The organism is Heyndrickxia sp. FSL K6-6286 (assembly GCF_038630395.1).
In the GTDB taxonomy this organism is placed as follows: Bacteria; Bacillota; Bacilli; order Bacillales; family Bacillaceae_C; genus Heyndrickxia; species Heyndrickxia oleronia.
The window spans coordinates 752,179-766,827 of the sequence record NZ_CP152029.1; the positions used below are offsets into that span (position 1 = coordinate 752,179).

Below are 14,649 nucleotides of genomic sequence, written 5' to 3' on the forward strand. Positions count from 1 at the left end.
CTCCCTCTCACGATTTCATCAAAAGGAATTTTTAAAATTTTTTGGGGGTCTGACCCCCACTGCTTTAAAGTGGTAAAGTTATGTATGATTCAACCTTTTGTTTCTTTTTTATAAAACGAGTGTTTGATGTAGAATAAAGGGAAGGAGGGGATACGATGAGGTTAGTTGCCATTGATTTGGATGGAACATTATTATCGGATGATGGGACGATTAGTTCTGCAAATGTAGAGGCTATACATCGAGCGCAAGAACAAGGGAATATGATTACGATTTGCTCAGGACGTTCTCTCCATGATACACAAGAGATTCTTCAAAGGGCTGGAATAACATGTCCAATAATTACCGGAAATGGAGCGATTGCTTATAATGGTCAGGAGCTTTTGCATAAATATATTATTCCTGAGCAGGTAATTATGGAGCTTATTCCGATGCTTGAATCGGAAGGCTATTATTTTGAGTTATATACAAATCAGGGGATTCATCTGCTTAATAAAGGAAAAGCACAGCTGGATGAAGAAATTCAAAGAATGATAGAAAAGGACGCTGGCTTTCCGGTTGAATGGGCAAAGAGGGAAAGAGATATACAATTTGAACAATATGGATTGCAGTATGTAAATGATTATAAGAATATAGATGTGGCTGGGTTAGACATTTATAAGATCTTTGTTCTGTCTTTTGATAGAGAAAAGCTTGACCACCTTGAGTCACTTTTAACTGGGAGAACAGATCTATCGATTACATCATCAGGACAAACTAAGCTTGAAATTGCCCAAGCCGAGGTGAGTAAAGGGAATGCGCTAACGAATATGTCTAAGCACTTACAAATTCCTATACAGGATACTGTGGCGATCGGAGACAATTTAAATGATCTTTCAATGTTTCAAGTCGCAGGGATAAGTATTGCGATGGGCAATGCACCAGAAGTAGTGAAACAGAAAAGTACATATACGACAAAAAGATATAATGAAGATGGGGTAGCTCATGCTTTACAGAGCTATGTAATAAACGGTTGATTTTTGCTCATTTTCACAAAAAATAAACCGGAGCAATAAGCTCCGGTTTATTTATTTTAATTTATGAAAACAAGAAGACGCTGTTTTTTGAATGACTTCATTTAATGCTTCGATATTCGCTTTTCCTTGAGTCTGTAACCATTCCTTTGCTTTTTCAGCGCCTGAATTTGAAAATACTTGTACCCCATCCTTCCAGGTTGCCCGTCCACAAAGGACACCATTAAACTGTGATCCCGCTTCATGGGCGAAAACTAACGTCTCCTGGAATCGTTCGGCACTTACTCCAGCGCTAAGGAAAATAAAAGGTAAATCTGTTGCTTCACTTTGTTCTTTAAAGTATTGAAGGGCTTCCTCTCTCGTATAAAGCACTTCGGATCCATAACCTTCCACGTAGTCCATATTTACAGGAACCTCAACTTTTAATACATCTACATGATAGTTTGGTTTCGAGAATTCGACCATCATATCATTTACCTTATGTGGTTTCACTTTTGCATACTCTTTACTCTTCACATCAGCTATCTTACTATCGTAGGAGACAAGCTCCAAAAAGAAGGGGATATCTTCTGCCATACATTCGGAACCTATCCGTTCCACAAATGCATGCTTTTGGTCATTGATTTCTTTTGATTCATCAATATCATAATAAAGTAAGAATTTTACAGCATCAGCGCCTTCTGCTTTAATACGTTGAGCTGACCAAATGGGTAAAAGATCTGGAAATCGCCCAGGCTGTGTAGTATCATAGCCCGTTTTTTCATAGGCAATGAGTAGTCCAGAATTTGCTGCCCGTTTTTTTGCTGCTGGTAACCCATACTCAGGATCTAATAAGATAGATGATGCATAAGGTGTAAGCACTTCAGAAACAAGACCTTTAAATTCTTCAATCGCTTCCTGCGATGCATTTTCCCCCATCATTTTTTTTAATGCTCCCCGTTGATCAATCGCTAAAGCACTGATCACTCCTTGTTCATTGGCTAGATTTTCTAGGGCTTTTCTTTTCTTTTCGCTGATTTCTCTCATGGTTTGTTCTCCCCTTATTGTATGTTTTCGATAAACAGTTGATAGATCTCTTTAGAACTGTTGGCATTTTGTAATTGGTCGATAAATTCTTGGTGAATAAGAAGCTTCGAGACTTCTGATAAATAACGTAAATGATCATTTGCTTTTCCTTTTGGAATAAACATGGCAATTACGATATTTGTCGGTTGTCCGTCAAGAGCTTTCCAATCTACCCCTTGATTTAATTTTAAAATGACAATGCTTGCTTTATTGATGCTTTCTAGCTCCGTATGTGGAATAGCAATTCCTTGTTCCATACCGGTTGTACTTAGTTTTTCTCTTTCCACAAATCCCTTGATCACACTGGTCTCATCATTGCTGATATGGTGATCATTAGAAATTTTCGCTAGTTTTTGAAACACCTCATCTTGAGTTGCTGCTTCGACATTACAGAAAATATTTTCGATATCTAGTACTGAGTCTAAGCCTGTTGACTGATTCACTACTGATGGCTGTGGAGTATTGAGTTTCTCTGAATCAGCTTCTTGTTCTTTAGCAATGGTCCGTTTCTGATCTATGCTCATTAGGAATCCACTTACTACCGCACCAATTAAAATAGCGACTACCCATAGGATAGCGTGGGTAACAATTGGTAATACGATAAATCCACCATGTGGTGCAGGAACCTGAACCTTAAAAAGATAAGTTAAAATGGCTGCGATAGAAGATCCGAGCATAAGTATTGGTATGACTTTTAATGGCTTTTTCGCTGCAAAAGGAATCGCTCCCTCTGTAATATGAGTGGATCCAAGTAAAAAGTTGACATAGCCTGCACTGCGATCGCTTGCGGAATAAGCTTTCCCACCAAATAAGACGGCGAAACCAGTAGCAAGAGGTGGTGCAATACATGCAGCTGAGACACCAGCCATAAAGAAATAATTTCCTTGAGCCAATAAGGCTGTCCCTGTAACATAGGCGGCTTTATTAACAGGTCCGCCCATATCAAAGGCACTCATACAACCAACGATTAAACCTAGTAAAATAGGACTTGAATCTTGAACGCTGCTTAGGAAAGACATCATGCCTTTATTGATGGACTCCATTGGTGCTGATAGGAACCACATGGCAAATCCGGCAATGAAAATTCCTAATACAGGGAAAAGGAAAATCGCTTTTAAACCATCAAGCTGCTTAGGTAGTCCTTTACATACGTAAGCTAGACCAACCATGATGTATCCAGTTAGGAAACCGCCGACAATTCCTCCGAGGAAGCCAGTACCATTCATGTACGCAATCATCCCGACGATAAAGCCAATGATTAATCCAGGTCTTTTCGCAATCGATTCTGCAATATAAGCACATAGAACAGGCACCATCAAATTCATGGAAATGCCGCCAATTGTTTTTAAGTAATAGGCAAATTGATTATATTCAGGACTATCTGGCTCGGCTGAATGAATCCCAAACATAAAGGAAATTGCGACCATCACACCGCCGGCAACAACGAGCGGAAGCATATGGGAGACACCGTTCATAAGAGAAACATAGATGCTATGCCATATGGATGTCTTTTGACCACTGCTATGCCCCGATTGCTGTTGGGCTCTAGCTTGACCGTCCTTATACTTTGGAACATTTCCTGATAAAATTTCATCAATCAATTGATCAGGCTCTTTAATTCCTTTGCTAACTGAAACATTGATTAAAGGCTTTCCGATAAAACGGTCCGCATTTACATCCTTATCAGCTGCTATGATTACGCCATCAGCAGCATCGATTTCAGCTTCTGTTAATGCATTCCTAATTCCCTCCTGACCATGTGTTTCAACCTTAATTGATATGCCACGTTTTTTTGCTGCTGCTTCTAATGCCTCTTGTGCCATGTAAGTGTGTGCAATCCCGGTAGGGCATCCGGTTGCAGCGATAATTGTATAGGTCTTCATTTAAATGCCTCCTTTTCTATCTTTGTTTGCACTTAATGAGCAAGTTACTTCCGCTTTTCTATTAAAATCTGTTTCTTTAATAAAGGAATATCCTTGAAATCACTCAATCCTGCTGTAAATGCAGTGGATGATCCAGCAGCTGTAGCCTCAATAAGAGCTTCCTCCAAGTCTTCCATTTGCATCATTTTTCCAGCGAAAACTGCTAGCATCGTATCTCCCGCACACGCAGTATTCACAACTTTTCCTTTAGGAGCATTTGTCAGTAAAATATTGTCTTTATCCACATATAAAGCCCCTTTTTCTCCACGAGATACTAAAATTCTCCTAGCCCCTTGATTCAAAAGTGTTTGAGCTGCAGCTATGAGTTCCTCCACTGATTCCAATGTGGGAACCCCCATAAGCTGAGCTAATTCTTCATCATTTGGCTTAATTAAATATGGATGATAGGGAAGACAGTCTAGTAATCTAGAAGAACTAATATCTAAGATTAATGAAAATCCTTGTTCCTTCGATAATTGGGCAATGGTGACGAAAATTTCATCTTTCACTCCTCTTGGCAAACTGCCAGAAACAAATAGCGTGTCTTTATTTGTAAATGTTTTGATGTATTGAAGTAAGGCCTCTTGAGCAGTTGTATTAATTTCTGGTCCGCGATTGACAGCCTTGTATTCCTTTTCTCCAGACCGTATAAAGGTATTTATTCTAGTAATTCCATCTACTTTAATGAAGTTTGTGCCAATGGAGTACTTGACTAATTCCTCTTCGATAAAGTTACCAGTGAATCCACCTAGAAATCCTGTGGCTGTATTGTCTATATTCAATTTTTTTAAAATAAATGAAATATTTATTGCCTTTCCATTCGCTTGATAACTTTCAAACGTACTACGATTTACAACAAAGGGAGAAAATTGTTCAAACTCTGTAAATAAATCTATGGCTGGGTTCATTGTGCATGTATAGATCACATTTTTTCCCTTCTTTCATATTAATCGATGTCTATTCCACTTTCATAATCAGCGCTGATTTGAGTTTCACTTTATGCTCTAATTGTGGCACAATTAATCGTGTAAATGTTTACAAGGTTAAACGTTTTCATTGTAAAACTTTTCTTTTGGAGATGGTTTAATGTCCAAGACGTTTTTAAATAGAGTGAAAAATCAATATAAAGAATTGAGTGAAACGGAAAGATATTTGATTGATTATATTAAGCAGCATTTAGATATCATTCCGCAAATCTCGATTGTGAAATTGAGCAGTCAAGCAAATGTTTCAACTGCAACCATTGTCCGTACGATGCAAAAGCTTGGCTATACCGGATTTACTGCTTTTAAGATTCATTTAAAAGATGAAGTGGACTCCAGTAGTGAATTTTCGATTGTGGAAAAGATAGATAAGAAGATTCAAGAGGCGATTTTAAAAAATGAACAAGAAGTGGTGAAAACGATTCAGCTTCTAGATAGCGGAACAATTGAGGATGCACTGCAAAAAATCATTCATTCAAGAAAAATCACCATCTTTGCGAGGGGATTTTCCGAGCTAATCGCAAAGGAAATGATGATTAAATTCCAGCTGTTAGGTAAGCATTGTGAGCTTCATGATGACCCTAATATTATTCGAACAATTAGCAAAAGAATAGATAAAAGAGATATCGTCATTTTTATTTCATTGAATGGAAAGACAAAGGAACTCGTTGAAGCCGCTAAAAATTGCCAAGATAATGAAGTGAGCACGATCCTGCTAACAGCCAATCAAAATAGTCCATTATATGAATTATGTGAAATTTCCTTAGTTGGTTTTAAATCAGAAACATCTTATTTTCCTGATTATGAGGTACGTTCACGACTACCAATTCAAGTCATGGCTCGTATTATTTTAGATGCGTATGCCATTCGTACGGAGGAGAAAATGAGTTGAGGTCCTTCAATAAAAAAGAGTACACCAGTCAGAATATCTTTTACTGGTATACTCTCAATTTCTATTCTTCTTTTGTTCCTTCATATGCTTCGAATAATAAACAAGTCATATTTTCAACGAAAATATCTATCATTTTTTCTCCTTTTTCCTTTGTTGCAAGAATAGCATTTCCGTAAACTCCACTTTGGCTTAAATTCCCTAGTGAAATAGTTGATTTTCCGTATAAGTTTGGTTTTTTCGGATATTCACTTACTGCCTTATCCATTTGGACAAGTTCCGGTTTTAGTGCAAGCATAAGCGATGTTTCGAATTCACATGCATGAATCATTCCATGCCAAGTAGGGGAGTCACAATGCATGTCTATAACTGATTCTATATTGGGATAGAATAGATAGATCACCGACATGTCTAGTTCATCCATTAATTCCCTTGCAGCATATTTCATGCTAGAGTTATTGGCATCATGCCCGTTTACTAGGACAAGAAGTTTAATCCCGTATCTGCTAACACTATGTGCAATGTCTTTTATAACGGCTTCAACGTGATGTTGTTGCATGGATAATGTACCAGGGATATCCCGCCAAACCCATGAGTAACCAAATGGTAGCGTAGGGAGGAGGAGAGCTCCCGTTTTTTCTGAGAGTTTTCGTGATATTCCTTCAGCTAAAAAAATATCAGTACCTAATGGCAAATGATGTCCATGCTGTTCTGTTGCTCCTAATGGTAAAATGGCTACAGGAAATGATGTTATTGCTTTAGCCACCTCATCACGGGTCATATGCAATATTTCTTTTGCTTTTCCCATTAATTGATGCACTCCTCAAGTAGTAATTGCTGAAAACTAATTGCAGCTTGTTTTATTGCTTCCAGATGATCTGTTGTAGCACCTCTTGGGACTAGTTCACTTCCGATCGCAAAGGATGAACAACCAGCTGATCTTAGTTCTAAAATATTTCTCTTATTGACTCCGCCTACTGCCATCCAATTCATTCGTGGAAAAGGACCTGATACATTTTTTATGAAGCTGGTACCAAGGTTTACTACAGGAAAAAGTTTAACAGTGTCAATACCTAAGCTAGCTGCTTGCATAATCTCACCGGGTGAAAAAACGCCGGGAAACATAGTTACTTTTTTTGAGCGTACATATTTCGCTAATTCGCGATCCCAGCCAGGAGTAATAATGTAATTTGCTCCTGCTTTAAGAGATGCATCTACTTGTGAAGGAGTACTAACTGTTCCGACACCTAAATGGACTTGGTTAGGAAATGCTTGGGAAATTCTTCGAATACATTCTAAGCCTTTTTCTTCTTCACTAAGGGATACCTCTAACCAGCTAATACCAGAATCAAGTAAAGCTTGTGTGATTTCCACAACATGACTTGGGTCGACCCCACGGATAATGGCGATGATTGTATCTTTTTTCATTTTTTCACCCCTCAAATTGTGCTAACCATCTAGCTGGGTTTTTAACGAATATGGTATGAATGTCTTCTTGACTAATTCCTTCATCTAATAAACGTGGAATAAATTTTTTGATGATATATTCGAAACCAGGTCCTCCGCCGTAAGCATGGAGATAGCATTGACGTCCCATGTCCCCAGAAATCAGTAATTGCTTCACAAAACCGTTTTCGATCATGTTTTTTATTAATTCAATTCTAGTGCTATCTGGATAATATTTGATTTTACTGCTCCCATCGAATTGCACATAAGCTCCTCGTTTAGCAAGTTGAAGGTGGTAGTAAGCATCCGCATTTCGATCGCTATGACCAACACCAACAAGACTTAAATCAATGCCTTCTTCTTCTAAAATATCAAGCATTTCCATTCCCATCGTTCCTGCTTCTGTATGCAACCAAATTGGAGCTCCCGTTTGGAGTTGTGCTCGGGCAACCGCACGAGTAACTTTTTCCTCTAAAGGATGAATAAGTTGGTTCCAGGAACCTGATTTTAAGAAACCTGCTTTTGAACTTGTTCCGTCCATTCCAATGGTTACATCCCGAACTAGTTTTTGTGTGATTTCTTCTATCGTTAATGCTTCAACCCATTTTGGAAAGTATACATGTTTGTTAAACCCAGTAGTGGCGATCACATGAACACCTGTCTCAATTGACATTTGTCTCATTTTTCCTGCATCACGACCGTAATCTAAAGTGGTAGCATCAACGAGTGCATTTCCACCAGCTTTTTTAAATCTCCACAGCTCGCTAACACTAGCTTCATAGTCCGTTAATTCCAAATCACGATCTTTTTGTTGAGCAGGAGGGTTCGTCCATAAATGCTCATGACTATAAGTAAAGCCTAATTGTGAGGGTTCAATATCACCTAAGAGAGTTCTAATTTTTTTCAATGTAATCACTCCTTGATACTTTTGTTAAAAGAAAAGATAGTGTAATCCTCTATTCATTAATGAATTCCAAATAACATCCCAACTAAACGAATAATAACAGCAACAATGATCGCATCTGGAGAAGCAAACCATAGCCCTTCAATTCCGTATCCTTCTAGGTTAATAAGAGGGTATGTAATAGCAATCAATAACGACCATGAAAGACCAAGAACGAAACCGGCAACAATGGCTCCTCTTCGCCCACCTGTTGAATTTCCAAATACTCCAGCCGCTCCCCCCATGAAGAACAATCCAATAACAGATGGAAGTACAACTACTGGTAATACACTAGATATAAACGTGACAATTAAACTACCCACTAATGCAGATAGGAAACCAAGTGTCACGGCAATCGGTGCGAATGAGAAGAAAATCGGAACGTCAAGTGCAGGTTTTGCACCGGGAACAATCTTTTCCCCAACACCTTTAAATGCAGGGACAATTTCACCAAGAAACATCCGAACTCCTTGGAGAAGTACTAATATTCCGACAACGAAGGTTAGAGCATTCATAATTGAAAATTGAATAGCACTTTGTCCGCTAGATATTTTTTGCATCGTCGCATGATCAACAAATAAAGAAGTTACAACATAGATGATGACCATAACAATTCCCATCAGAATACTCATATCTTTTAAAAAGTCGAGTGACTTAGGTACTTTCACATCTTCGGAGGACTTTTCTTTATTGCCAACAAGACCTCCAATGTAGCCTGAGAGTGAAATCCAAGAGCTTCCCCAAAAACCGAATGCAACATGGTTGTTTCCAGTTACTTTGCGAACAAATGGTTGAGAAATAGCAGGGAAAAATACCATGGAGATTCCTTGAATTATAGATCCTAGAATAATGGTAGTGATACTTGAAAATCCCATCAGATTAAAAACGATGGCCATCGTTCCTGCAAACGAAAACATCATATGCCCGGTCAAGAAAATATATTTCCATTTTGTAATACGTGCAATGACAAGATTAATAAGAAAAGAGAATAAAAGGATAAGAGCAGTTTCCTTTCCTAGAACAACCTGTACAGCTGCGACTAAGGAATTATCTTCGGCTACAATTCCTTTTAATCCAAATGCTTCTGTAAACATCGTGCTAAAAGGGACAAGTGCATTGACAATGATGTTTGAACCTTGTTGTAGCATAATAAAGCCAAAGACGGTTTTTAAGGTGCCTTTTATTATGTCGGAGGTTGATTTCCTTAAGGCAATAAGACCGACTGCTGCGATGATCCCTAAAATGATAGCTGGGTTACTTAGTATCGATGCAATCGTATGTAGCATGATTAGCTCCCTCCCCTAGAGAGACGTATAATTACGGGCATAACTTTCTCTTCAATCTCCTCTTTATCTAGTAAATTATTAATCGAAACAACCTCAACGGTCTCAGCAGATAACTCGGAAGCGATTTCACTAGCAGCTACCATAAAATCACAAGATTTCCCTTTGGCAGAGCCAAGATCTGTTGCCTCTCCATCTACATGAAATCCATGCTTCTTTGCTATAGCCTGAACATCCATTAATAACATTAAGCTTGTTCCAAATCCCATTCCACAGACTGCTACAATTCTCATTTTCATTTCCTCCTTTTAAAAGACAGATAAAAATTCTTCTTTATTATCTGTTGTTAATAAAACATGTAGTTTTTCTTTATTACCTAAAATACTTGATAATGCTTGGAGCATTCCGATATGACTGGAACTATCAACTCCTCCAATGGAACAGACCAACCTAACTGGGTCATTGGAGGGGTGACCAAATACAACTTCCTTTTCTAAGCGAATAACGGAAATACATTGTTCATTTACACCATTCTCCGGTCGTGCATGTGGAATTGCGATTCCAGGTGCTAATACAATATAGGGCCCAACATCTTGATACCCTTTAATCATTGCCTCTACGTAGCTAGCTTCAACTTTCCCTGCTTGCACGAGTAATTCCCCAGCCTTCTGTATAGCAGCCTCAGCTGATTCTGCCGGTACATCGAGTTCAATCAATTCGTGGTTAATAGGAATGATCATCGTATTTTCCTCCCTAGGATTCTATGATTTGTATTTGTTTCTCCCGTTTAAATGAATATCATATTGGTAACGATCAGAGCGGTTGGTCATTTCTACTACTTCAAAGGGAGTTCCATCTGGCAGAAAGGACGTCCTAGTAATATGAAGAACAGCTGAATAGGGAGGAATATGTAATTCTACTGCCTCTAAATCAGTTGCAATTCTTGCCTGAATTCTTTCTCGTGCACTTTCTAGTTGTATTTGGTAATCCACCTCTAACTCTTCGTATAAAGATTCCTTTGTAAGACCTTTTTCGAGAAATCCAGGCACATATTTAGAACGGATATAGTTCACCATGATGGCAATAGGCTCACCATCAGCACAGCGGATTCTTCTAAGACATATAATCTTTTCTCCTTTATCTAGCTTTAATTCACCGATTAATTTTCGGGAAGGCTCAATCTCACTAATATGAAAGTTAATTGTCTCAATTGTTTTGCCTTTTGACTTCATTTCTTCAGTCCAACTTGTAATAGTACCAGCATCTTGAATGATTTTTTTGGATTGCACAAAAGTACCTCTGCCTTGATGCTTCATTACAATTCCGTCTTTTTCTAGATCCTCGATTGTTTTTCTAACCGTAATACGGCTAACGCCATACATTTTTTCAATCTCAGATTCTATCGGGAGAGAATCTCCTTCATTTAAATTCTCCTCGATATATTTTAATAATGTGATTTTTAATTGTTGATACAATGGTGTTTTGGAATTTCTATCTAACATAAGTATGAACTTCACCTACTTTTTCTAAATTGATTATAATGAATTTAATATGTAATCGTTAACAATATAATATCATTATGATGAATTATGTCAATAATATTTGGAAAAATTAAAAGGTTATGATGAATTTTAATTGAATGATGATTTTATAGGGGTTAATTTTTGTTGAATGATTATGATGTATGCAATGCATGAAGATGATATCAAACTGAAGAATATCTAAGAAGTATCAAAATTAGAAAGGGGGGAAGAGAGTTGCATAAGGATAGGACTAATTGAAAAAGCTTTCTAAGGAATTTTTACGCTCTTTATTTTTTATCCCCTGAATAAAAAATGAGTCATAAGTTAGCTAATGATCTGTATCGGACTATCTAACAGGTAAAATAAGAATATCCTATAGATATTTGTCATTGGTATGGCGAGTAATACTGGGTTATTGACATGGATCAAGAAAAAATAGTGAGGCATAGCAGGGGCTAAGCATTATTTTACTATTTCATAAATAATTCCTAAGTCACTTGAATAATACTGAAAATTATGTAAAATGAAAATATATATTCTTCGCCCTAGCCGTTTTGCCGCGGAAGGAAGGGAAGAATCACTTGTGTTTTTATCCATTGACTGTTAAGATTGCATGTCCATTTTTTACAGAATGGTGCTCATGAATCATAAGCCAGTCCTATCACATGTTTTGTGGTGAGGACTGGCTTTTTTTATATAAAGAGAATGAATGAGATGGGAGGGGAGATTGCGAAATCAAGTATGAAGATCTGCTTATTTCATGAAAACATTAATCAATTTTACTGATCTATCTACGAATTACATACTATTTCATTTTTTTTAAGAATGCTCTAAATGATGTAAATGAGATAGGGGGAGTTAGATGTCAAAGAGCGATGACTTTAGTAAAGTACTATCGCGTGCAGATGTTATTGTGCTAGCCTTTGGGGCAATGATTGGCTGGGGATGGGTCGTCTTATCAGGTGATTGGATTTCGAAGGCAGGATCAATAGGATCGATGATTGCCTTTTTTATTGGAGGCATCATGGTTATGTTTGTTGGATTGGTGTATTCGGAACTGACGACAGCATTGCCAAAGACAGGTGGTGCCCATCATTTTGCACATGCAGCATTTGGTTCAAGAGCAGCCTTTGTTGTATCATGGTCTATTTTATTAGGCTATGTCTCAGTTGTAGCATTTGAGGCAGTTGCATTACCAACCGTTATTGAATATATATTTCCGAATTACCAAGTGGGTTATATGTGGACTATTGCTGGCTGGGATGTTTATTTTTCCTGGGTAGCAGTCGGAATGGTTGGTTCGATTATTGTTACATGGATTAACTTTATTGGTGTAAAACAGGCAGCCGTTTTGCAACTGATCTTAACGCTTTTACTAGCCGTTGTTGGTCTTAGTTTAATTTTCGGTTCTGCGATTGGGGGAGAGGTAAAAAATATGGATCCCCTTTTCACTGGTGGGATGGCAGGATTAATGGGAGTGATGATTATGACTCCGTTTATGTTTGTAGGATTTGATGTTATTCCCCAAATGGCTGAAGAAATGAATATTCCTAAGAAAACAGTTGGTAAGGTCCTAATATTATCAGTTGCTTTAGCGGTTCTTTGGTATATTCTCATCATTTTAGGTGTGTCTTTATCGTTAAATGAGGGGCAGTTGAAAGTAGCTAGTTTACCTACAGCTGATGCAATGGGAGCCGTGTTTGGCTCTGCCGTGTTTTCAAAAATTTTAATACTCGGGGGGATTGCAGGGATTTTGACAAGCTGGAATGCCTTTATTATCGGTGGAAGTCGTGTGATGTATGCGATGGCACAAGATGGGATGCTTCCGAAATGGTTTGGTCAGATTCATCCAAAATATAAAACACCGAAGAATGCCATCCTGGTGATTGGATTACTTGCTACATTCTGTCCACTTCTTGGAAGACCTGCTTTAGTGTGGCTCGTAGATGCAGGTGGACTATCAATTGTAATCGCATACTTTATTGTTTCCGTTTCATTTGTCATTTTGAGAAAAACACAACCAGAACTTCAGCGGCCATTTCAAGCAGGGAAAAGTAATATTGTTGGTGTTTTAGCTTCGATTTTGAGCATAGGATTTATCGTACTGTATATGCCAGGCATGCCGGCATCTCTTATCTGGCCCTATGAATGGGTGCTTTTTGGAGCATGGTGGATTGTTGGTCTGATCTTTTTCTCAAGAATTCCTAAAATGAAAAGCATCGATACTAGCACTACAACTTTTAAGGAGTGATATCAAATGATGAAAACAGATGTACATGAAATGTTAATTGATTTAGATAAGAAGCACTTTATTCACCCAACCTCTTCTTTAAAACAACAACATGAAAGCGGTGCTCCATTTATTTTTTCAAGTGGTGAGGGGATATATTTAACAGATACAAAGGGTAGGAAAGTGCTTGAGGGGATGTCTTCACTTTGGAATGTGAATATTGGGTACGGGCGGAAGGAGCTTGCTGAAGCTGCATATGAGCAAATGTCAAAGCTTGCTTTTACAAATTCGTTCTCCTCAATGAGCAATGAACCTGCCATAAGACTGGCTGCAAAGCTTGCAGAATTAGCACCTGGTAATTTAAATGCCGTATTTTTTACGTCAGGTGGTTCTGAATCAAATGACACTGCTTATAAATTAGCACGTTATTATTGGAAGCTGAAAGGTTTACCAGATAAGAAAAAAATTATATCACAGAAGAAAGGCTATCATGGTGTGAATATTGGAGCTACTAGTGCCACAGGGATTTCTCCATTCCATACATTGACGAATTCACCAGCACCAGATTTTGTTCATGTAGACACCTTTTCTATTGATTCACTTAAGGCTTGTATTGAAAAGGAAGGGGCAGATAATATTGCTGCATTTCTTACTGAACCTGTGCAGGGGGCTGGTGGGGTCAATATTGCACCTGAAGGCTATCTTCAAGAAGTGCGAGCCATTTGTGATCAACATAATATTTTGCTCATTGCTGATGAAGTAATTACTGGCTTTGGCCGTACAGGAAAAATGTTCGCTTGTGAACATTATAGTGTTGTTCCTGATTTGCTGCTCTTTGCAAAAGGCGTCACAAGCGGCTATATTCCGCTTGGAGGTGTGATGGTTACTGATGCCATACACCGTGAACTAGTTGAACGGTCAGATGGCACCCTTCTACATGGATATACGTATAGTGGTCATGCAACGGCTTGTGCAGTAGGTTTGAAAAATATTGAAATTCTTGAAAGAGAAAACTTAGTTGAAAATTCAAGATTAATGGGTGAGGAGCTACTCAACGGTTTTAAAGAATTACAGATGGAATTTGATTTTATCGGTGAGGTTCGCGCACTAGGTTTGATTGGGGCGATAGAAATGGTCCATCCTTTAACGAAGCAGCGTTTTGATTCGTTCATAGCTCCACGAGTAAGTGAAGAGGCAGCTAAAAGAGGGTTAATCGTTCGTACAGTTGTTTTCGAAGGGATGGATACAGTCGTTTTTTCACCACCGCTTATTATTAATAAACAAGAGGTTCAAGAGCTTATTTCTATTATGCGTGCAGCCCTCGCTGCCGTTCAAGAAGAGTTGTAAAGGGGGAT

Annotated in this window: 14 protein-coding genes; 4 read left to right on the forward strand and 10 right to left on the reverse strand. The window is 38.2% G+C overall.

From position 1 onward, the window contains the following. The first annotated feature begins 155 nt into the window (after positions 1-155). Positions 156-1,013, forward strand: a complete 858-nt coding sequence (locus MHI39_RS03965) for a Cof-type HAD-IIB family hydrolase (RefSeq protein WP_342540727.1) — start codon at positions 156-158, stop codon at positions 1,011-1,013. 51 nt (positions 1,014-1,064) lie between these two features. On the opposite strand, the gene lacD is transcribed toward MHI39_RS03965, so the two are convergent. Genes lacD through pfkB form a run of 3 tightly spaced genes read right to left on the reverse strand, consistent with a single transcriptional unit; the run spans position 1,065 to position 4,923 of the window. Continuing rightward, positions 1,065-2,036 carry a tagatose-bisphosphate aldolase gene (lacD, locus tag MHI39_RS03970; protein ID WP_058004636.1) on the reverse strand — a complete coding sequence of 324 codons (972 nt, stop codon included), beginning with the start codon at positions 2,034-2,036 and terminating at the stop codon, positions 1,065-1,067. 14 nt (positions 2,037-2,050) lie between these two features. Beyond that, the gene (locus tag MHI39_RS03975; protein WP_342540728.1) at positions 2,051-3,958 is read right to left on the reverse strand and encodes a fructose-specific PTS transporter subunit EIIC; all 1,908 of its coding nucleotides are present in this window, start codon (positions 3,956-3,958) and stop codon (positions 2,051-2,053) included. Between the two features lie 44 nt (positions 3,959-4,002). Beyond that, positions 4,003-4,923 carry a 1-phosphofructokinase gene (pfkB, locus tag MHI39_RS03980; RefSeq protein ID WP_342540729.1) on the reverse strand — a complete coding sequence of 307 codons (921 nt, stop codon included), beginning with the start codon at positions 4,921-4,923 and terminating at the stop codon, positions 4,003-4,005. 160 nt (positions 4,924-5,083) lie between these two features. Here pfkB and MHI39_RS03985 point away from each other — a divergent pair, with 160 nt between their 5' ends. Next, entirely contained in the window at positions 5,084-5,872 is a 789-nt protein-coding gene (locus tag MHI39_RS03985; RefSeq protein WP_058004639.1) for a MurR/RpiR family transcriptional regulator, read from the forward strand. A 61-nt stretch (positions 5,873-5,933) separates the two neighbouring features. Here the strand turns inward: MHI39_RS03985 and MHI39_RS03990 are convergent, their stop codons facing one another. The 7 genes from MHI39_RS03990 to MHI39_RS04020 are packed head-to-tail and all read right to left on the reverse strand — an operon-like array spanning position 5,934 to position 11,043. Beyond that, complete coding sequence (locus tag MHI39_RS03990) at positions 5,934-6,677, reverse strand: creatininase family protein (protein WP_342540730.1); 744 nt, start codon at positions 6,675-6,677, stop codon at positions 5,934-5,936. Beyond that, a complete protein-coding gene (locus MHI39_RS03995; protein ID WP_259548939.1) occupies positions 6,677-7,297 on the reverse strand; it encodes a bifunctional 4-hydroxy-2-oxoglutarate aldolase/2-dehydro-3-deoxy-phosphogluconate aldolase in 621 nt (206 codons plus the stop codon). Before MHI39_RS03995 ends, MHI39_RS03990 begins: the two co-directional genes overlap by 1 nt. Before the next feature lie 4 nt (positions 7,298-7,301). Continuing rightward, entirely contained in the window at positions 7,302-8,222 is a 921-nt protein-coding gene (locus MHI39_RS04000) for a phosphotriesterase-related protein (RefSeq protein WP_342540731.1), read from the reverse strand. Positions 8,223-8,278: 56 nt separating this feature from the next. After that, the gene (locus MHI39_RS04005; RefSeq protein ID WP_078109606.1) at positions 8,279-9,544 is read right to left on the reverse strand and encodes a PTS ascorbate transporter subunit IIC; all 1,266 of its coding nucleotides are present in this window, start codon (positions 9,542-9,544) and stop codon (positions 8,279-8,281) included. 2 nt (positions 9,545-9,546) lie between these two features. After that, positions 9,547-9,834: a PTS sugar transporter subunit IIB gene (locus tag MHI39_RS04010; RefSeq protein ID WP_342540732.1), complete on the reverse strand. Its 288-nt coding sequence runs from the start codon at positions 9,832-9,834 to the stop codon at positions 9,547-9,549. Between the two features lie 15 nt (positions 9,835-9,849). Then, complete coding sequence (locus MHI39_RS04015) at positions 9,850-10,281, reverse strand: PTS sugar transporter subunit IIA (protein ID WP_342540733.1); 432 nt, start codon at positions 10,279-10,281, stop codon at positions 9,850-9,852. A 21-nt stretch (positions 10,282-10,302) separates the two neighbouring features. After that, the gene (locus MHI39_RS04020) at positions 10,303-11,043 is read right to left on the reverse strand and encodes a GntR family transcriptional regulator (RefSeq protein ID WP_342540734.1); all 741 of its coding nucleotides are present in this window, start codon (positions 11,041-11,043) and stop codon (positions 10,303-10,305) included. An 883-nt stretch (positions 11,044-11,926) separates the two neighbouring features. Here MHI39_RS04020 and MHI39_RS04025 point away from each other — a divergent pair. Continuing rightward, positions 11,927-13,315 carry an APC family permease gene (locus MHI39_RS04025; RefSeq protein ID WP_342540735.1) on the forward strand — a complete coding sequence of 463 codons (1,389 nt, stop codon included), beginning with the start codon at positions 11,927-11,929 and terminating at the stop codon, positions 13,313-13,315. A 6-nt stretch (positions 13,316-13,321) separates the two neighbouring features. Next, complete coding sequence (locus MHI39_RS04030) at positions 13,322-14,641, forward strand: aspartate aminotransferase family protein (protein WP_259548945.1); 1,320 nt, start codon at positions 13,322-13,324, stop codon at positions 14,639-14,641. Positions 14,642-14,649 lie beyond the last annotated feature (8 nt).